The sequence below is a fragment of the Flavobacterium jejuense genome (assembly GCF_006491595.2).
In the GTDB taxonomy this organism is placed as follows: Bacteria; Bacteroidota; Bacteroidia; order Flavobacteriales; family Flavobacteriaceae; genus Flavobacterium; species Flavobacterium jejuense.
Genome location: NZ_VEVQ02000007.1, coordinates 238,168 through 257,751, shown reverse-complemented (window position 1 = coordinate 257,751; position 19,584 = coordinate 238,168). Strand labels below are relative to the sequence as shown.

At 30.1% G+C, this 19,584-nt stretch carries 17 protein-coding genes; 5 read left to right on the top strand and 12 right to left on the bottom strand.

Annotated features, from left to right (window positions below; genetic code table 11):
• The coding region (locus FIA58_RS12720) for a sensor histidine kinase (RefSeq protein WP_140962862.1) at positions 1-518 on the bottom strand (518 nt) is incomplete at its 3' end.
• A gap of 1,089 nt (positions 519-1,607) precedes the next feature.
• The gene (locus tag FIA58_RS12715; protein ID WP_140962861.1) at positions 1,608-1,925 is read right to left on the bottom strand and encodes a hypothetical protein; all 318 of its coding nucleotides are present in this window, start codon (positions 1,923-1,925) and stop codon (positions 1,608-1,610) included.
• Between the two features lie 888 nt (positions 1,926-2,813).
• On the opposite strand from FIA58_RS12715, the gene FIA58_RS12710 reads away from it, so the two are divergent.
• The 3 genes from FIA58_RS12710 (at position 2,814) to FIA58_RS12700 (ending at position 5,089) form a co-directional block, all read left to right on the top strand.
• Positions 2,814-3,284: a DUF1761 domain-containing protein gene (locus FIA58_RS12710; protein WP_140962860.1), complete on the top strand. Its 471-nt coding sequence runs from the start codon at positions 2,814-2,816 to the stop codon at positions 3,282-3,284.
• Positions 3,285-3,354: 70 nt separating this feature from the next.
• Positions 3,355-4,500: a GNAT family N-acetyltransferase gene (locus tag FIA58_RS12705; protein WP_140962859.1), complete on the top strand. Its 1,146-nt coding sequence runs from the start codon at positions 3,355-3,357 to the stop codon at positions 4,498-4,500.
• Positions 4,501-4,753: 253 nt separating this feature from the next.
• On the top strand, positions 4,754-5,089 hold the full coding sequence (locus FIA58_RS12700; protein ID WP_140962858.1) for a hypothetical protein: 336 nt from the start codon (positions 4,754-4,756) through the stop codon (positions 5,087-5,089).
• 64 nt (positions 5,090-5,153) lie between these two features.
• On the opposite strand, the gene FIA58_RS12695 is transcribed toward FIA58_RS12700, so the two are convergent.
• Complete coding sequence (locus tag FIA58_RS12695; RefSeq protein WP_140962857.1) at positions 5,154-6,032, bottom strand: diacylglycerol/lipid kinase family protein; 879 nt, start codon at positions 6,030-6,032, stop codon at positions 5,154-5,156.
• Positions 6,033-6,093: 61 nt separating this feature from the next.
• On the opposite strand from FIA58_RS12695, the gene FIA58_RS12690 reads away from it, so the two are divergent.
• Entirely contained in the window at positions 6,094-7,062 is a 969-nt protein-coding gene (locus FIA58_RS12690) for an App1 family protein (protein ID WP_140962856.1), read from the top strand.
• 13 nt (positions 7,063-7,075) lie between these two features.
• Here the strand turns inward: FIA58_RS12690 and FIA58_RS12685 are convergent, their stop codons facing one another.
• The 3 genes from FIA58_RS12685 to FIA58_RS12675 form a co-directional block, all read right to left on the bottom strand.
• The gene (locus FIA58_RS12685) at positions 7,076-8,614 is read right to left on the bottom strand and encodes a rhomboid family intramembrane serine protease (RefSeq protein WP_140962855.1); all 1,539 of its coding nucleotides are present in this window, start codon (positions 8,612-8,614) and stop codon (positions 7,076-7,078) included.
• A gap of 114 nt (positions 8,615-8,728) precedes the next feature.
• Positions 8,729-9,250, bottom strand: a complete 522-nt coding sequence (locus FIA58_RS12680) for a hypothetical protein (protein ID WP_140962854.1) — start codon at positions 9,248-9,250, stop codon at positions 8,729-8,731.
• 914 nt (positions 9,251-10,164) lie between these two features.
• Entirely contained in the window at positions 10,165-12,093 is a 1,929-nt protein-coding gene (locus tag FIA58_RS12675) for an ABC-F family ATP-binding cassette domain-containing protein (protein WP_140962853.1), read from the bottom strand.
• A 68-nt stretch (positions 12,094-12,161) separates the two neighbouring features.
• On the opposite strand from FIA58_RS12675, the gene FIA58_RS12670 reads away from it, so the two are divergent.
• A complete protein-coding gene (locus FIA58_RS12670) occupies positions 12,162-12,554 on the top strand; it encodes a DUF983 domain-containing protein (RefSeq protein ID WP_140962852.1) in 393 nt (130 codons plus the stop codon).
• On the opposite strand, the gene FIA58_RS12665 is transcribed toward FIA58_RS12670, so the two are convergent.
• The 6 genes from FIA58_RS12665 to FIA58_RS12640 all read right to left on the bottom strand — a co-directional run bounded on the left by FIA58_RS12665 (position 12,555) and on the right by FIA58_RS12640 (position 19,581).
• Positions 12,555-13,610 (bottom strand): NAD(P)/FAD-dependent oxidoreductase, encoded by a 1,056-nt coding sequence (locus tag FIA58_RS12665; RefSeq protein WP_140962851.1) that lies wholly within the window; start codon positions 13,608-13,610, stop codon positions 12,555-12,557.
• A 70-nt stretch (positions 13,611-13,680) separates the two neighbouring features.
• Positions 13,681-14,568, bottom strand: coding sequence for a type IX secretion system ring subunit PorN/GldN (gene porN, locus FIA58_RS12660; protein WP_140962850.1), 888 nt, complete (start codon positions 14,566-14,568; stop codon positions 13,681-13,683).
• Between the two features lie 42 nt (positions 14,569-14,610).
• Positions 14,611-16,155 carry a type IX secretion system motor protein PorM/GldM gene (porM, locus tag FIA58_RS12655; RefSeq protein WP_140962849.1) on the bottom strand — a complete coding sequence of 515 codons (1,545 nt, stop codon included), beginning with the start codon at positions 16,153-16,155 and terminating at the stop codon, positions 14,611-14,613.
• Between the two features lie 54 nt (positions 16,156-16,209).
• Positions 16,210-16,854: a type IX secretion system motor protein PorL/GldL gene (gene porL, locus FIA58_RS12650; protein ID WP_140962848.1), complete on the bottom strand. Its 645-nt coding sequence runs from the start codon at positions 16,852-16,854 to the stop codon at positions 16,210-16,212.
• A 59-nt stretch (positions 16,855-16,913) separates the two neighbouring features.
• The gene (gene porK, locus FIA58_RS12645) at positions 16,914-18,287 is read right to left on the bottom strand and encodes a T9SS ring complex lipoprotein PorK/GldK (protein WP_140962847.1); all 1,374 of its coding nucleotides are present in this window, start codon (positions 18,285-18,287) and stop codon (positions 16,914-16,916) included.
• 145 nt (positions 18,288-18,432) lie between these two features.
• Positions 18,433-19,581, bottom strand: coding sequence for a formimidoylglutamase (locus FIA58_RS12640; RefSeq protein ID WP_140962846.1), 1,149 nt, complete (start codon positions 19,579-19,581; stop codon positions 18,433-18,435).
• Positions 19,582-19,584 lie beyond the last annotated feature (3 nt).

The window sequence follows — 19,584 nt, the reverse complement described above, 5'->3', positions numbered from 1 at the left end:
AGTTCTTGTATAACTCTAAAAACTTCGTAAGATACTTCATTAGACAAATCTATCAATTCTTCGTCCGTATTTACAGTAAAACAAGCGTTAGTTTTAGAGTTTAATCTTGAAAAATAATCTTGAAGAGTTATTAAAAAACCAGAAGTTTCTAGCAAAGGAGGCATTAATTTATAAGAAACTAAGCGAGTATTTTCAATTGCAGCTTCCACACCAATTCTAATATCGTCGTATAGCGCTCTTTTTTCTTCTGATGTTTCTGTTTTATAAAGTACAGACAAAAAGTTTCTTATTGCATTTAAATCGCCCGAAACACCATCGTGAATATCAGCAGCTATTCGTTTACGTTCTTGTTTTTCAGATTCTAAAGAGGTTTTAAGAAGTAGTTCTGCCTCTTTTTTCTTCATTTTCATTACATATATTTGATAAAAAACAACCAAAAACAAAAGAATCAAAACTAAAATAACAATTAGTCCTGTACCAATGAGTATTAATGATCCTATTTCTTTCGTGCTTTCCAAACAGTAAAAATTAAAGTTAATCTGATTATAAGATTAAAAATAACAATTAAATTCCAATAATAAAGCAATTCCATTGAATCATTACTAATAATATAATCAGTCATTAAAAAAACCAAAAAAGTTCCACTAAAATAAATTAATAAAATAGAAATATAATAAAATTCAGTCCTAAGATATAATGGTCTTTCTTCTAATTTTTTAAATACATTTATAAACCAAAAAAAACTACTAATTATAACCATAAAAGTCATTATTAAAGTAAGAGGTAGATCATCTATAATTTTACTTTTTGGTGACCAATTAATTAACGAATAAATATAAATTATGAAGTATCCAAAACCATACAAAAAATAAAAAATCTTATATTTAAATATTTTATAGTAAAAATACCATACTGCACCAAATTCAAGTAATATATATATTCTAAACCAATAACTTGTATTGAATTTTAAAATATACGTTCCAAAAAACTCATATACACTTGCTACAGCTAATAACAAAATATAGGGGAATAGATATTTTGTGGCACTATCAACGTTCTTATTAAGAAAATAAAGAATCAAGGGTAAAACGCCTATTAAACAAACGAATATTGTAAAGTTCATAATAACATTAAAAAATAATAATTCTTACATTAGAAATATTAATTAACAAATTCAAAATGAAAACAAAATTATTCAAACTATAATTCAAACTATAATTCAATCATCAATAATTAGAATAATGATTTCAAAGATAAAACAATGACACTATCAAGAAAACAACTTCTTTTAACTATCAACAAATTTATCATTTCAGTATCGAAAAAAGAAAGAATCATAGAATCTCAATTTAGAATAACATTGAAAACAAATCTCTTTCATTTATTATTAATGAAGAAATAAACTTTATAAAATTTGGAATAAAAATCAATAAAGCTTTATAATTCTAAAAATCTTGAAACACAAATGCAACTTAAAAAAGTATAGATGAGATATAACTGATAAATTAAAACCATGTCAATCTAATTATTTACCAAAACTTAGAATAATTATTTAAAAAATTAAACAAGCTGTAAAGAAAATTCTTTACAGCTTGTTTAATTTTTAGTTATTTACAAAAAAGTTCGCTCTCAGTATCACAATAAGACGGACAAGGAATCAACCTATCAAAAATAAAACCGTTTGTCATATCTTTCCCTTTAGAATCGACACCAACTAAAACGGGTGACAACCTTCCTAACTCTGTATGGTGTCCATTATAAATACGTACTCCAATACAATCCTCTTGACTGAGTATTTTATTTAAAGTTTCAATCCCTACAAACGAAGCTTTAATCTCTTTCGAAAATTTACTTCTAAAAGCACCTACTAATTCCTGTGCTTCTGACAAACTAATTTCTGAACCTGAATTTGGGCTAATCGGCATAATTAAATTTTTAAGTGTTAATAGTACTAAAATAATGTTTTTTTTAACAAAAAACGGACAATATTTATTTTTTTTAAGTTTTTTTTAAAGCTTTTACAATAAAAAACAGTTTAAATGTATCTTTTTTACGTTAAAACAAAACTGGACTATGAGTTAAAGATTTTATTGTTAGTATTATAAATCAAAATCGTTCAAACAAAACTTCTATTAAAAAACAATGATTTTGATATTGCACATATTACCCTTATAGCGATAAAACTAAATGAAAAGGAAATAAAATACTTAAAATCATAATCCAGTAAAAAATTCAATAACATTGCAAATGTTAAATATCCAATGGAACAAATCATAGAATTTATAAATATTCCGGATGGGTTACCTATATATTTATTCTTAGTATTTGAAAAAATCAGTAGAATTGAAGAAACGCATATGTTCATTAAAAACCATATTAATGACATCAAAAAACTTACTGCCATTATAAAATAAAAATTCACATCAAAAAGATAGTTATCGTCAAGCAATAAAAATAAATCTTGTTTAAAAAGAAAAAATGCAATTAAAAAATAATATGTTTGACCAAGAACGGAAAAAAATACCGTCCTCTTATTAATTTTTAAATCTTCTATTATCGATATGAAACTCATTATATCTTTCTTTTAATTTTTCTATCATAATCCCAACATTTCAAATCTATAAACAAAAACAAGACCAATCAATACGTATTTATACGTATTTTTTGCCTTTTTTTGTACGTATTTATACGTATTTTTCATTTTTCGTCGGATTTTTTTGTTTTTCATACATTACATTTTAACATCTATTTTTTAAAAAAAAGTCAGCTTTTTTTAATTATATTTGGTATACTAACCCATAAAATTATAGATTATGAATTTTTTAGCCATTTTAGTTGCAGCACTAAGTACTTTTGCTCTTGGAGCAATTTGGTACAACCCAAAAATTTTTGGAACAGCATGGATGAAAGAAACTGGATTAACTGAAGAATATTTAAAAAAAGGAAATATGGCAAAAATCTTTGGATTTGCCTTTTTATTTGCCATCCTTATAGCATTTATAATGCCTACTCTTGTGATTCATGATATTGGTGCAGTACAAGCAGCTGGTGGCAATGATACCGATCCTGCATTACTTGAATTTTTAAAAGTACATGGTGGAAAATTCAGATCTTTTAAACATGGAGCATTACATGGAACCTTTTTAGGATTGTTTTTAGCATTACCAATTCTAGGCACTACCTTTCTTTTTGAAAGACGCTCTTGGAAATATATATTTATTCATGCTGGTTACTGGATTGTTAGTTTTGCCATAATGGGAGCTATCATTTGCGGATGGAAATAAAATATTTGTCAATTAATTAACATTTTATTATAACTCAATCGTCCTATTTTTGCAGGACGATTTTTTTATTTTGAAAAACATTACCTTTAAAATATACAATAATGTAGCATCACTACCTGAGAATTGGGATAACGTAGCTGCATCTAATCATTTTTTACAAAAACCTTATTTAAAGGTGCTTGAAAATACAGCACCAGTAAATATGGAATGTTTCTTCATTGGTATATTTGATTCATTAAAGTTAATTGGTGTTTCTATTGCTCAATATATAAATGTAGATCATCTAGAGTCATTTGGAAAAAGAGATAATTGTCTAAAAACAACTATTCGTAATTTCATCTTTAAAAATTTTTGTTCGCATGTATTATTCTTAGGTAATAACATGATTACAGGTGAAAACAGTTTTGTTTTTGAGAAAAAAGTTCCAGCAGAAATAATCAGTAAAATATTAATTGATTGTACTGAATCGCTTATCTCCTATTTTAAAAGCAAAAAAATAAAAATTCATATTGTAACTTATAAAGATTTCTATAGAGCGTTCACCAAAGAGCTTAAAGAATATGATTTTCACTCTATGTATGAATTCAATACACAGCCTAATATGATTTTTAAGTTGGATAAAGAATGGCAAAATGCGAATGATTACATTAGTGCTTTAACAAAAAAATACAGAGATCAATACAAAAGAGCTCATAAAAAAATTGACGGTGTAACAACTACTGAACTCTCTTTAGAGGAAATTATCCTTCATGAAAAAAGAATTTATGAATTGTATCATTATGTAGCTGTTAATGCTCCTTTTAACACCTTCTTCTTGTCTAAAGAACACTTCTCTTTTTTTAAAAAACAATGTGGAGAAAGATTTAAGATTTTTGGTTATTTTAAAAATGAAGAACTAATAGGGTTTCATACAATTCTATTAAACGAAGATACTTTAGAAACCTATTTTTTAGGATACGACGAAACACATCAAAAAGAACACATGTTATATTTAAATATGCTATATAACATGACTGAATTTGGCATAGAGAACCACTTCAAAAAAATATATTTTGGACGAACTGCTTTAGAAATCAAAAGCTCAATAGGAGCTCATCCCATTGAAATGTCTGGTTTTATTTATCACACCAATCCTCTTATCAATTATTTAATGCCAAAAATTTTCAGCCGTCTTGAACCTGAGGTGAATTGGCAACAAAGACATCCTTTTAAATAGTCAATCTAGATTATTGTTTTTATTATCAAAACACCATAAAAACCTAAAATCAATTCTCCAATAGTTCCACAAACGTATCCATAAATAATTATACCTAGATAAAAAGAATAGAGAAATACCTGGATATCAGGCAGAAGTACCCTTTTTTTAATTACCGTTTATAAGCGCTTAAATATTACCATTGATGAAGGTACATTTGTTTTGTAATCAATTTATGATTATTTAAAAATGTATTAACTTAAAAAAAATCACAATGGCAGGAACAAAAACTTTCATCAACAAGACTGATCAACATGTAAACGTTACTTTATTGATTAGACAAGGAACTAACATTCAAAAACCGTCTTTAGAACAAAAATTCTCGTTAGAAGCTGGACAAAGTTTACCAGTAACCTACGGAAACAACGAAAACATTTTTTTAAATGGTTTAGTTTTTGAATGGAAAGACGCAAGAACACAATCTTTATCAACTGATCGTCAAGAAGTAATTGCTACAGGTGTTGAACCAACATTTGACTGGGCATTAAACACGCACAGTGTAATTACAATAAAGCAATTAGAAGGGTTAGCAATTAATGTAAGCAACTAACTTAAATTATTCCAGTAAAAAATAGGCTATCAGAAGTGATAGTCTATTTTTTTTACATATAGCCCTACTTAGGAACAGCTACTTTCATTTGCGCTGGCAAAATACTGATATCCAATCGGTCTACTTCGCCAAAATATTCACCATCAATTTGAAAGTTTATTTTCTTTGATGTGGTGATTATCGCTTTTTCAGTAGAGATAATTTCAACATCTTCTGAATTCAAAAGAATATTTCCTGTTACTATTTTACCCATTACAAATAAATCTAAATTTTTCAATACCACAATTTCAAATTTTCCATCGTTAATTTTTCCATTCGGATTAATAGTTACACCCGTTCCATATTTTTGTGAGTTAGCAATAACTACCATTTTAGCAATACAAGTAATAGATTCCCCATTAACTGCAATAGTAACTTCAAAAGGATCTTCTGATTCTGTTAAGGTATTAATTACTTGTAAAGCATAACCTAACTTTCCTCTAGTATCTCCATTTTCATAATTTTTGACTAGTAATGCATTCAAACCCAAATCACTCAAATGCAAACTTTTCTTTCCATTAATTTCCACCATATCAATTTCCATATAGTCATTTTGAAAAGCCACTTCTAAATTTTCCTCAAGTGAAGTTGGTAAATTCAAATCGATGGACAAACCATTAGCAGAACCTGCGGGAATAATTCCAAAAACAACATCTTCCTCTTCTAAGGCTTCTCCTACCATTTTTATGGTACCATCTCCACCAGCAATAATAATACGTTCTGGTTTATGGAAATCGTATGCTTCTTTTATTTTATAATAATCATTTGTTCCAGAAGTTTTATATTGCACCAAATCTATATCTAAATGAGTGGCAAAAGCCTGAATTTGTTCCAACATTTGCGTTTTATCTCTGTCACCAGAAATAGGATTCACTACTAATAAAAATTTCTTTTTCGCAGACATATTATCGATTCACTAATTAATTTGTAATTTGTAGAACTCTAATCCAAATGTATAAAATTAAATGAAACCTGTTCTAAAATTATATCGTGGCTATGCAAATAATCAAGAATTAATTGTAATGGGACATATTTTTAAACCAACCACTAGTGCCAATTACGATTTTCAGCAAAAAAACTTTAAAAATGCGCAATCCATCATTAGGTTGTTTCAAGTAAAAACAAAATCCAATGCAGATGTTTATTTAGAATTAAATGGAGAAGTTATTCATACCAGAACACTAGAAGATGGTTATTTTAAATTTTGCGTACCCATAAAAGAGGCTACTGATTTTGGTTGGAAAAATTACACGGTTTATATAACACATGAAAAAGAAAAGATTGAAGCAACTGGAAGTTATATCAAACCTAACATTGGAAAATTTGGTTTTATCTCTGATATAGACGATACTTTCCTCATCTCACACACACGAAATCCTTTAAAAAAACTATATATTTTATTATTTAAAAATGTTAATAAAAGAAAGATTTTTGAAGATGTGGTCCCGCATTATCAAGCTTTGCAAACTGCTGGAAGAAACGACAAAAACCAAGAAAATGCTTTCTTTTATGTTTCAAGTAGCGAATGGAATTTATACAGATTAATTACCCAATTTTCCATTATTCATAGTTTACCAAAGGCTGTTTTACTTTTAAAAGACATTAAAACCAGTTTGAGCCAATTCTTCTTTACTGGTCGTGGCAATCACAATCATAAGTTTGAAAAAATAAAACATATTTTAGAATTTTATCCTGATTTGCAATATGTTTTATTAGGTGATGATTCCCAACACGATCCCAAACTATACGAAGCGATTTGCAAAATTTTCCCTTTGCATATTAAAGCAGTTTATATAAGGCAAGTTGGAAAACATCAAAAAACGGCAACCCTAAATATCTTAGAAAACATGAATAGCTTAGATGTTGCCACTTGCTATTTTAAATCTAGTAAAGAAGCGATTACGCATTCTAAGGAAATTGGGTTGATTGAGTGATTTTTTTGTGTTATTATTTTTCAATTTTACTAAACACTAGTCCAATTAAGGCTCCACTTAAAAGGCCTCCAATATGGGCAGCATTATCAATACCACCAGTTAAACCCCAAAGTAAATTTATTCCTACATAAAACCCAAACATCATTAATAATCCTTTCTTCCCTTTCTTACTAAATGTATCGGTTAAAAGCAAACTTAAAAGAGCACCATAAAGACCAAAAATAGCACCAGACGCACCCACACTTACCGTATTAGGATACCACCAAATACTGGCAAGACTTCCGCAAAGTCCAGATAAAATGTATATGATAAAATATTTTTTTCTTCCCATAATTGGCTCTAAAAAAATAGCAACCAGAACAAGCCCTGAAATATTTAAAATTAAATGCATAATTCCTCCATGCAAAAACATACTTGTAAATAATCTCCACCATTCTCCATTATTAGTCTCAAGCCTTCTATTTGCTCCCCATTCCATTAATTCTAAACCATTTGGATAAAGAAGGTGAGTACCCGAGAAAATCATGACTAAATAAACCAAAATATTTAAGTCTAAGATTATGGAAGTAACAAAATGGTCTCCTTTCGGAATTAAATAAGCAAGCATATCAACCAAGTCATCTTGTTTCGGTTTTTTTCCTGAAAAAAATCTTTTTCTCTCTGTTTCACTATAACTTGGCCAAATTAACGAAAATAGTAAAACACCAAGTCCTATTCCAAATGAACCAAAAATCCTAGCTAATTTATTCTCATTTCTATCTTCAAATTTTTCTTGAATAGGTTCTAAAACAATAAAATCATTATTTACGATTTGCTTTGTTTTTACTTCAATAGCTTTCAAAAAGCATTCTTTGTCATCAGATGTTGGTTTTCTTTCAAAATATTCTAATGAATGAAAGTCATAGACATTCATTTTATCAACACACTCTTTGTAGAAAACTTCATATTTCTGCTCTTTCTCTTCGTTAGCAATTTTATTGCTAATTTGTTTTTTAAATTGTACACCATACCAATATTTTGGAACGTCTGTATTTATTTCTAATGTATCTTTAAAAATAGGAACGGTAAAATAAATATTAAAGTTTAGATATTGATTATGTTTTCCACTTCTTCTAAAATCAGTATAGGAGCTCCCAAAATAAGGTGCTACTTCAAAATTTGTTAATTTATAATAACGAACTTTTTCTGTTTTATTAATGTCAGTAATAGTTGATAAAACTTTAAGTTTCCCTGTTGCTGTAGTTAAATAATTTTGAGAAAGAAAGAGCATAATCATTATGACAACCCATGAAAGCATTTGAAAGAAAAACCGCCCACTATCATTGTCTTTTTTAAAAGTTAAAACTCTAAATCTTTGTCGAAGCCAAAGTGTAATTGGTATCCAAGGAAAAATTATTGGAAGCCAAAGTACCCAAACTTCCTCTTTTACTTCAATAATTGAAAATTGTATAGTAAGTAACCACCTCATAAAGGCAAGACCTATTACTGTGCCTAATGTTACCAACAAAAATGTTGGTAAGATATGTTTCAGTTTTTTAATATATGTTTCCAAATAACTTTTTGTTTAATTTTTATTTGTACAAAACAATTTGTTTTAATGATGTACACACTAGTAAACTATACTTATCCAAACACTTGACTTGAATTAAAAAAGGCATTATAAAAGTTAGTTAACAGTTTTCAATTTTGATTCAAGTAGCTTTAGTAGTTTATTATAATTTGTCTCTCCAAGTTCTGCCTTACCAAATATAAAAGGTTCAGAATTCTTTGTGAAAAAGAAAATATTTTCTTCTAGTTCAATAAAAGTCAATAACTCATCCCAGCTAAAAATAAGATTTGATGTATAATCTGAATATTTAAAGTCCACATCATTAAATTTATATGTTACTTTTGGATTTTCTTTATATAATGAAATTATCGCTAACCTCTCCTCTTCAAATTTCCTTTTAATCCTATTTTGTTTGAAATAGAAATAGTAATAAGGTACCAAAACAAACATACCAAAGAACATAAATGAATACCCAATATTTGCCTTTCCAACAACAGCCAAAACACCTAGAAAAAGCAATGCAAAACCTACAAAATGCGAGTTTTTAAAATAGGTAGTTTGTCTCTCGTATGCCAATTTGTAAAGCAATTCCATTTGTCTTCTATAAACCGACTCATCGAATAAAAGTTCTAGTTTCATTTAAAGTTATATTAAACTTAATCTAAACAGTTTGATTCTAAAAAGCATGTTTGTGTCTAGACAAAGAAAGGCAAGGCAAATATAAAATAAACTTTATTATTTTAAAGACATCCATGATCCATTCTTGGTGGTAAACCAATGCTAATTCATCAAAATAATCATCAAACTGGTGCTCGTTTACAACGAGTACCTACTTTACTATAACAGGAAAAGTATAGCGTTTGTAACGCGGGTAATTAACAAAAAACTCTCTAATATAATGATTATTTTTCTTAGTAAGCCGCGTTTCAAACGCTACGTTTTAAATTAAATAAGAAGTAGGTACTCGTTGTAAACGAGCACCAGATGGGAGTTTACACAATCTAATGACTACTCCCGATTGAGTATTTTTCATACTTGAATAGTCTACTTTGCTACTTGAATGGCTTACTTTGTTACTTGGATTGTATTTTTCACGCTTTGATGGTCTAGTAATATACTTGGATTGTATTTTTCATACTTGAATAGCTTACTTTACTACTTGGATTGTGTTTTTCATACTTGAACGGTATACTTTACTACTTGAATGGCATTTTTCACGCTTTATCAGCCTATTTTATGGCTTGGATAGCCTGTTCTGAAATAGAAAGTGGTTATTTCAAAACTTGTTTGGTCTTATAAAGACTATTCCCTAGCCCAGATAGCAATGGAAAGCTTTTTGAAAAAGTAGTGCACGTTTTCTTGTCTTCAAAAAGCGACTAGAAGAAGCTCTTTTGAAGGCTTAGAAAACGGCACTGGTTTTTTGAAAACTTGTAATGGACAGCTGGAAATAGCTTCAAGAGGAAGTTGTAGGTTCTCAGTTATCGGTTCTCTGTTACCTGTTGTATGTTATAGGTTATCTGCTTTGTTAATCACTATGGACTAATCACTAAGTATTAACTACTCAACCCATCTATTTCTTCTTGAACCGTTTCCCAATCTTCTAATAATTGGTCTAGTTCTTTCTTTTTCTTTTCGTAGGCTGTGAAGAAGGCTGCGTTTTCAATTAGTTTGTCGTAGTTGGATGCCAATTCTTTATCGTCTTTTTGGATGTCGATTTCTAATTGTTTGATTTGGCTTTCTACTTTACTTAATCGGTTTTGTAAGGATTTTTGTTTCTTTTGCTCTTCGTAAGAAAGGTTTTTAGCTTCTTTTGTTTCCGGTTTCGAGTTGTTTTTAGCTTTTACTTGATCTTTCGTTTCGAAAGCACGCATGTCATCCGCTTTTCTTTGCTCTAAGAAGAAATTAATATCACCTAAATATTCTTTTATTTTTTTGTCTTTGAATTCATAAGTCACGTTTGCCAAGCCTTGTAAGAAATCTCTATCATGAGAGACCAATAACAATGTCCCTTCGTATTTTGCCAAAGCGGCTTTTAAAACGTTCTTGGACTTAATATCTAAGTGATTGGTTGGCTCATCCATTAAAAGCACATTGATAGGCTGTAAAAGCAACTTACAAAGCGCTAAACGGTTGCGCTCTCCTCCTGAAAGGACTTTGACTTTCTTTTCTACATCATCGCCTCTAAACAGAAACGAACCTAGCATATCTCTTACTTTTGAACGATTCGAATCTAAAGCCGATTCCAACATGGTATCTAAAAGTGTTTTCTCTCCGTCTAAATATTCCGCTTGATTTTGGGCAAAATAACCCAATTGTACGTTGTGTCCTAACTTAATGTCACCTTTGTACTCGAACTCGTTAACAATTGCTTTAATAAAAGTCGATTTCCCTTGTCCGTTTTGCCCTACGAAAGCGATTTTGCTGCCTCTTTCTACTAAAAGTGAGATGTCTTCCAAAATTACTTTGTCTCCGTAAGCTTTGGTAACATGTTCTGCTTCTACCACTACTCTACCAGGAGTTTGAGAAAGTGGAAACGAAATATTCATGACTGAATTGTCGTCTTCGTCTACTTCAATGCGCTCAACTTTGTCTAATTTTTTTATTAAAGACTGAGCCATCGATGCTTTAGAAGCTTTTGCACGGAACTTTTCAATTAACTTTTCTGTCTCTTCAATCTTTTTAGCTTGATTTTTTTGAGTAGCCAATTGCTTTTCGCGAATTTCACCACGAAGAAGTAAGTATTCTGAATAAGGTTTATTGAAATCGTATGCTTTTCCTAAGGAAATTTCTATGGTTCTATTGGTAACATTGTCCAAAAACATCTTATCATGAGACACAATTACCACAACTCCAGGGAAATTACGTAAAAAACCTTCTAACCAAATGATACTTTCAATATCCAAGTGATTGGTAGGTTCATCCAAAAGTAAAATATCATTGGATTGTAATAATAGTTTAGCTAATTCGATACGCATTCTCCATCCTCCTGAAAAAGTACTGGTCAGATTATTAAAATCTTCACGTTTGAAACCTAAACCTAGTAAGATTTTTTCAGTATCTCCTACATAATTATAACCTCCCAATATTTCATAGTGATGGGTTACTTCTCCTAATTCTTCAATTAGTTCCGAATAGGATGCACTTTCATAATCGGTACGAGTTGCTAACTGATGATTGATTTCATCGATTCGCAATTCTGCTTTTTTAATTTCGCTAAAGGCTTGATAGGCTTCTTCCAAAACCGTTCTTCCTTCTTCAAAATCAATATCCTGACGCAGAAACCCCATTCGAACTTCTTTTTCAGTAGCAATAACTCCCGAATCGGGTTTAAAATCACCTGCTAATATTTTCAACATGGTTGATTTTCCTGCTCCGTTTTTTCCTACTAGACCTACACAGTCACCAGAACCTAAACGAAAAGTTACTTCTTCAAAAAGATAAGTTCCACCAAATGAAACCGATAAATTATGTATGTTTAACATGATAATTTTGTTACAATTGTTACACTATTAAAATAGGCAATGCGTACCTTTGTGTAAATATTTTGCAAATGTTAAAAAAAGGATCCAAAATAAATAGCATTTTAACAGGAAGTTGTCCTAAATGTCAAGAAGAAAGTATGTATGAGGACAAAAATCCTTATAATTTATCCAATATTTATAAAATGCATGAAAAATGTAGTCATTGTCACACCCGATATAAAATTGAACCTTCCTTTTTTTATGGGGCAATGTATGTTAGCTATGGTGTTGGAATTGCCTTTGCTGTTGCAGCATTTGTAATTTCAAAAATTTTCTTAGAAAGTAGTTTACTAACTTCTTTTTATGCTATCATTGGCACATTAGTTGTTTTTATGCCATTTATAATGAGAGTATCCAGAAATATATGGATAAACATATTTGTACATTATGATAAAGATTGGAAAGATAAAATTAAAGAATAGTTACAACAGATTTCTTTTCTTATAAAAACGAACGATATCTATTTCTTTGTCTAATAATTTTCCAGCTTCAATATGAGTAAAGAGTTGGTTTGCCAAAAAAGGAGCCAACATTACTCCACGCGTTCCAAGACCATTTAAGACATGAAGATTCTTATATTTGTAATGAGTACCCACTAAAGGTCTTCGATCTTTTACTGTTGGCCTAACACCTGCAAAATGATTGATTATTTCAAAGTCGCAGTTAATAACTTCCTTAAGTTTATCTACTAATTCCTTTTTTCCACCATCGGTTGGTACATTTGTTTTATCAGACCAATCATAAGTTGCACCTACTTTGTAAATATCATTCCCAATTGGTAAAATAAAAACACTCGATTTGATGGTGACATCAACTTTCAAATTAGGTGCTTTTATGAGTAATAATTCTCCTTTTGTACCATCTAAAGGCAAATCATTAAAAAAAGGATTAGCATGTAATCCAAAACCTTCTGCGAATATGATGTTTTTAAATTGATATTCTTTATAAACGATATAATTAGGATAAAACTCAATTGCATCATAATCAAATCGATCAGCAAGAAATAAATTTTGTTTATCTAAATAACTGCAATAACTCAAAACTAAAGCTTTAACATCTAAATAACCAGTATGTAAAACTTCTCCATAGCCATAAGAAGCGTTAACAGCAGAAAAAGTATTAGATATTAATTTAGTAGAAAGAAAGTCTACTAAACTTGGTTTGTCTGCAGCAGAAAACCATTCGTTTTGTTCTTCTATAGAAGTTAATTTTCTATAAATGGGAATTTTATAGTCAATCTGTATATTTAACTTTTCTTCTAATGCTGCATAAAATGGAATTGCTAATTCTAATTGTTCTTTAGCTTTCCAAACTTCACTAAAACGTTTTAAAACAACAGGATTGTATAAGCCACCTGCAATCTTAGATGAAGGTTGTGAATTATCATCAAAAAGAAGAAAGCTTTTGTTATTTTGAAAACAGAATTCCGCAAAACAAGTTCCAGCAATTCCAGAACCAACAATTAAATAGTCTATCATAGTGCAAAAATAAAAAAACTCTTATCAAATTAATGATAAGAGTTTAAATTAAAATTGGAGAAATTTTATATTAATAATTCCACATATCTTGTTCAAAATCACGTAACTTTTCTTTTACACGTTCTGCTTCTAAAAGTTGCATTTGTGCATTTTCTTTCATGTAATCTTTAATTTGACGGTCTCCATAAACATTTTCTTCTTGATAAATCACAGCATTAAATCTTCTTGAATTTAACAAATGATCGAAAGAAAATGGCATTGCTGAATTTTTATTATTAAACGATTTAGCTTCGTGTAAAATATCTCTTACAGCAGGGAAATATACCCAAAATAATTCAACATCTTCTGGCTCTTCACTATTCAATGTAAAAACATCTGGAACAACTGGACAAATACCTAATAAACGATATTTCATTTCACCTTGACGTTTATCAAAGTACCAATATCCTACTGTTTTATAAGCATTCACGTGGAAAGCTTCAATTTCTGTTTTAACAATATATTCCTCAGGAATAGATTCACCAGCATTGAAATACTCTCTACCTGCATCAGTTGTATCTATAAAAACTAAAGAAGCTTCAATATCGCTTAATGATTTTTTTTCAATAAAATAACTACTATTATAAATTTCAGTAATTTTACCGTCTTTAATTCCGTTAATTAAAACATCATATAAAGGTCTTCTATCTGGACCTAAATCACCTTCAACTGGAAAATATAAAGGAAAATTTACTCTTTCATCAAGATCAATATATTCCCAAATACGCTTACCCATTAAAACGTCTCTGTCCATAACATAACCATATGGTAATGGCTTGTCATTATCAGCAACTAATTCCGCTTCTGTTTTCTGACCAATTTGATCAGGTGTTTTTGCATTTAAAAGATTAGATTGAGCAAAAGTAAAAGTAGAACTTAAACCTAAAGCAACAACTAACATAAAATTTCTCCAACTCATCTTTTCTATTTTTTAGTTTAATAAATAAACTCTGAAAACTTCTTATTTAATTTCGTAAGTACAAGGAGCAGTTTTCTTCATCATGATTGAACTACCTCTTAACCTCGTTTTAATCTCAGAAATGATAATAACATCACCTCTACTTGCTCTACCAATAGCAGCTTTAGCTCTACTATCCATTCTATTACCAGAAACCACTACAGTAGGTTGTCCTGGAACTTTTATATTAAATCCAGTAACATCGATTCCTAATTCGAAATCAAAATCATCTAATTCAGCAGTAACTGTTGAAACTTCTAAACTTGATTTTGGACCACTAGCAGCAACCTCTTTACGAATTTTACCTTGTGGACCAGGAATATCTTTAATTCTAAAAGCTTTTCTATCTGACACTGAAGTACCATCTGGTAATTTACCAGTAACATTAATAGTTACTTCTCTTCCTTGACCAGGACTCATATTGTACTTACCAGTTCCAGATGCTTTAGATAAACCCGCTGCAGAAGCATTAACATTATTATCAGATACACCAGCAAATGATATTGTCATAGGGTTTATTACACCTCTATAAACTACATTCATTTTATCAGCTGAAATAGTAGCTGAATTAGGTTTAGGAACAACAGTATAAGTTGACTCAATTGGCAAATCAAAAGAATTACCATCAAAATCTGTAAAAGCCATCTTACCAGAAATTTTTTGTTCTCCTACACTACCTGCAGGGAATTCTAAAATTGTTTGACCTTCTTGCATAGCTGTAGCTGGTAATTCTTTACCATTAACAACAACAGAATTTGCTTTTAAAGTTTTATCCTTTTTTCCTAAAATAATTTTCCCCTTAAATTGTTCTCCACTAAAGAAAGCAGTTTTATCTGGAATAACAATAGCATCAAAATTAGTTAATGAAGCTTCCACTTTTAACTTCTCTTGAACCATAGCATTTAAAACATCCGCTTGAGCTTTTCTAATATCAGCTTGTAAAGCGGTTAATTTAGTAATAGAAGCAACCATAGGATAACCTTTATAGTTATAATCTAACCAATCTTCTTTAATACCTTCCCTATTTTTAACTGGCTCAGTTGAAAAAGAAGAATTAACAGATTTTACAACTTCTGAATATTTTTTATCCGTTCCTAAAGCTTTCGCAACACCTTCTCTATATTTTTTCATGTTGTCTAAAAACTTTTGACCATCTGGCTTAAGCTTATCTCCTACAAAAAATTTCTCATCTAAAACATCTGCTTTATCTTGTACCTCATAATCTTTAGGATCCTCTACAGTAGCTAACATTTCTTTCTTCAGACCTTCAATATAAGCAAAAAATTCATTAGACAAAGTTTGTACTTCATTAGCCTGTTTCACTAATGGAGCGAATTTCTCTGGTTGAGATTCCATTTGCTTTTCCATTCCTTTCATATCTAATGCGATTCTATTTTTTGCATCTTCATTAGATTCAACAAACTTTTCAGTCATCAATCCAAAAGCTGATAAAACTTCTTTTGACATATTCAAAGCCAACATTGCGATGAAAACCAAATACATCAAGTTAATCATCTTCTGTCTAGGGGTTAATTTTCCTCCTGCCATTTTTAAATTAGTTTTTTAAATTAATAATTTTTGTTAATTAAATGATAAAACTAATTATCCTCTTGTATTCATAGCAGATAACATACCTCCATAAACAGCATTTAATGATGCGATATTAGAAGTCATAGACTGCATTTGTTCTTTTAATTTAGCTGCATTATCAGCAATTTCTTTATTAGCATCCGCATTTCTTGAAGCACTTTCTAATTGCACTTTATATAAACTATTTAAAGCTTCCATTTGAGCTGCCGCTTGAGACATTTCTTCAGAATATTTCTTTTGAGAAGCTATAGAATCAACTGTTGGAGAAATGCTTTTTGCAGCACCCTCAAAGTTTTTAATACTAGCTCCTAAACTCTCCATTAAAGCACCATCAATCTTAGCTTCTTTTAGCATAGAATCTAATTTTTGTGACAATAAACCTTGAGCTTCAGCAGGATTTTCAGTTTTCTTCTTACCGCTTGATTCTCCACCAGCTAACTCAGGATATACTAATGACCAGTCAAGTTCTTTATCAACAGGTTCAAAAGCAGATAATGCAAAAATTAAAGCCTCTGTTACAAGACCAACAGAAAGCATAAGTGTACCTGTCAATGGGCCTATCTCAAAGTGAGTAATTTTAAATAGTGCTCCAATAATTACAACTGCTGCTCCCATACCGTAAGCGAAATTCATTGCCTTTTTGCTTAAAATTGCCATAATAAATAATTTTTTTAGTTAAGTTAAGTTTAATTTATATTTAAAAATTGGTTAAATAATTATTTAGGACTAGTTGCAGTTGCAGCAGTACCCATGTAATCCTGTACTGTTCTAAATCCAATGTAACTTCTTGCAGAATCAGCATACTCGTAATCACGAGTTGACACCTGTAAAAAGTAAGCCACATCTTTCCATGAACCTCCACGAACTACTTTTCTTTGATTTTTACGATCTGCAACATTAGGGTTCATTGTTGAAACAAACTCATATGCAGTAACATCGTAAGCTGATTCAGTCCATTCTGAAACATTACCAGCCATATTATATAGGTTAAAGTTATTTGGCTCATATGATTTAGCTTCCACAGTATACAAAGCACCATCAGCTGCATAATCACCTCTATTGGGCTTAAAGTTAGCCATAAAACATCCTCTATCATTTTTAGCATAAGGACCACCCCAAGGAAAAGCTCCTGATTCTAAACCACCTCTAGCCGCGTATTCCCACTCAGCCTCTGTAGGTAATCTAAAAGAGTTAACTTGATCTCTTCCTTTTTTCTTTTTTATATAAGAATTTTTATACAAAGTTCTCCATGCACAAAAAGCTTTAGCTTGATTCCAAGTAACTCCTACAACAGGATATTCTGCGTAAGCTTGGTGCCAGAAATAATCATTATGCATCGGTTCATTGTAAGAATAAGCAAAGTCTTTAATCCAAGCTGTAGTATCTGGATAAATTTCAATTGGAGGACTTTCTTCATATAATCCTTTACGTCCTTTCTTAGTAACAGCTTTATTCCAATCCACTTCTCTAAATCTAAATTTCAATTTAGAAACATCAATTGTTTTTAATCCATTATAAGATTCAGACTCTGGAAGATACATAGAATCCATAACCTCAACATAATATTCATCTGGATATTTCTGTGGATCATTGATCAACTTCACTTTTCTGTTTAATTTTCTTCCTGAATACTGATCCTCTTCTGTACCAATACTGTAGTAATTCTCATACATGTATTTGTCATACGGAGACATTTCTTCAACATTAGCATCAGCAAAAGCATAGTCACCTATACCTCCTGCACCGTCCGTTGCAGTTTGCCCAACTTCATCAGCCAACATAGCCAATCTAGTTCTTACTGTAGAATCTTTTACCCATTCCACAAACTGTCTGTACTCTGCATTTGTAATTTCAGTCTCATCCATGTAAAATGATCGCACCGTTACCGTCTTAGTAGGAGCATCCTGAATATTAGCCAAATCATCATCTGACTTACCCAGAATAAACGCACCGCCTGGCACTAATGTCATTCCATAAGGTTTTTCTGGATGCCATTTTTTTCCTTTTACACCTACTAGTTCACCTCTATCGCCTTTACCACAACTGGCAAACAATGATAAGATTGCTGTAAATACAACTAACTTCTTCATATAAATTTGGGTTAATATAATTTCACTTTTAAGGGCGTAAACCTATTCAATAATTTTGAAAAAAACAATTATTTTGAACTTTTTCTTAAAAAAATATTAAAATTAACATAATAAGAAACATTCAACTTCAATAACCATCCTTGATTTACAATAAATTACGCCTATATGCCTTCCACCACCTATTTGGTATCTCTTGCTCACATGCTGCTAAATAATCATCATGTGTGCATGGTAATAACGTATTTCTTTTTAATTTATTATTCTTATTATCTAAAAAAGGTATTTCAATCCACCATCTATCGGTTTTATTACTCTTAAAAAAGATTAATTCTTCTTCTTCAATCAAAACAATATACTTTAAATACTGTTCTTTCGTACCAAACGGATATTCTTTTGAACGAAAACAAAATCCTTCAATAAAATACCAAACCATTTGAGCGATTAATATAGATTCATTGAAAGTATCATTGAAATCAAAAATTCCAAATGATGAAACCTTATCACTTATACCTGAATATCTAGCTAATGTACAAATTTCTTTTCCATTAAATCCATTTGGATTAAAATTTAAATAATTTCCAGAAAATGAAGATTGTACAGAATTCATATCCACACTAACAATATCTGCATCTCTAAAAACAGGTTCAGCTATTGCTATTTTATTTGACACTTCACCTAAACGATAAGCATCAAAATATAATTTTTCAATTAAATCAATTTCTTCCTGAGGATTATAATACGTCTGATATCCTATATTGCTAAAATTAAACAGATTATTTGGTTCATCGACAATTATTCTTGTCAAAAAAGAATGATTCAATTCTACATTTTCTTTAGCAAAATCAAATTGATCATCAATAGTTACTAAATTAACCATTTGATCTAAATTATCATATGCTCGATAAAGCGCATAAGTTAAATCTTGACTCCCTCCTATTATAATAGGTACAATACTCTTTCTTAATAAATCTTCATTTATCGTTTTAACCAAGAAATACGTATCATCTATTGTTTCCCCATATTGAATATTACCTAAATCGGCAATTGCAACATTCCAATTTCCAGGAAATAAAGAATAAAAACTTTTTCGAAATGCATCAAATTCATCATCTGAGTTTTCTACTCCCTTTCCTCTATTTTCATTAACACAAACTATTGCAATTACCACCTCATCTAAATCAGGAAAATCTTCATCTGTATGAAACAATACTTTTTTTCCTAATGTTTGACTAGACAGTTTTTCTCTAAAATCAATAAAAGTATTACTAACTGGTTGCAAAAAATCGAAGACCATTCC

What these genes read in the sequence shown, in the direction of transcription:
- FIA58_RS12715 (WP_140962861.1), bottom strand. Translation starts at nt 1,925, where the DNA reads ATGCCGATTAGCCCAAATTCAGGTTCAGAAATTAGTTTGTCAGAAGCA.
- FIA58_RS12710 (WP_140962860.1), top strand. Translation starts at nt 2,814, where the DNA reads ATGAATTTTTTAGCCATTTTAGTTGCAGCACTAAGTACTTTTGCTCTT.
- FIA58_RS12700 (WP_140962858.1), top strand. Translation starts at nt 4,754, where the DNA reads ATGGCAGGAACAAAAACTTTCATCAACAAGACTGATCAACATGTAAAC.
- FIA58_RS12695 (WP_140962857.1), bottom strand. Translation starts at nt 6,032, where the DNA reads ATGTCTGCGAAAAAGAAATTTTTATTAGTAGTGAATCCTATTTCTGGT.
- FIA58_RS12690 (WP_140962856.1), top strand. Translation starts at nt 6,094, where the DNA reads ATGAAACCTGTTCTAAAATTATATCGTGGCTATGCAAATAATCAAGAA.
- FIA58_RS12680 (WP_140962854.1), bottom strand. Translation starts at nt 9,250, where the DNA reads ATGAAACTAGAACTTTTATTCGATGAGTCGGTTTATAGAAGACAAATG.
- FIA58_RS12675 (WP_140962853.1), bottom strand. Translation starts at nt 12,093, where the DNA reads ATGTTAAACATACATAATTTATCGGTTTCATTTGGTGGAACTTATCTT.
- FIA58_RS12670 (WP_140962852.1), top strand. Translation starts at nt 12,162, where the DNA reads ATGTTAAAAAAAGGATCCAAAATAAATAGCATTTTAACAGGAAGTTGT.
- FIA58_RS12665 (WP_140962851.1), bottom strand. Translation starts at nt 13,610, where the DNA reads ATGATAGACTATTTAATTGTTGGTTCTGGAATTGCTGGAACTTGTTTT.
- porN (WP_140962850.1), bottom strand. Translation starts at nt 14,568, where the DNA reads ATGAGTTGGAGAAATTTTATGTTAGTTGTTGCTTTAGGTTTAAGTTCT.
- porM (WP_140962849.1), bottom strand. Translation starts at nt 16,155, where the DNA reads ATGGCAGGAGGAAAATTAACCCCTAGACAGAAGATGATTAACTTGATG.
- porL (WP_140962848.1), bottom strand. Translation starts at nt 16,854, where the DNA reads ATGGCAATTTTAAGCAAAAAGGCAATGAATTTCGCTTACGGTATGGGA.
- porK (WP_140962847.1), bottom strand. Translation starts at nt 18,287, where the DNA reads ATGAAGAAGTTAGTTGTATTTACAGCAATCTTATCATTGTTTGCCAGT.
- FIA58_RS12640 (WP_140962846.1), bottom strand. Translation starts at nt 19,581, where the DNA reads ATGGTCTTCGATTTTTTGCAACCAGTTAGTAATACTTTTATTGATTTT.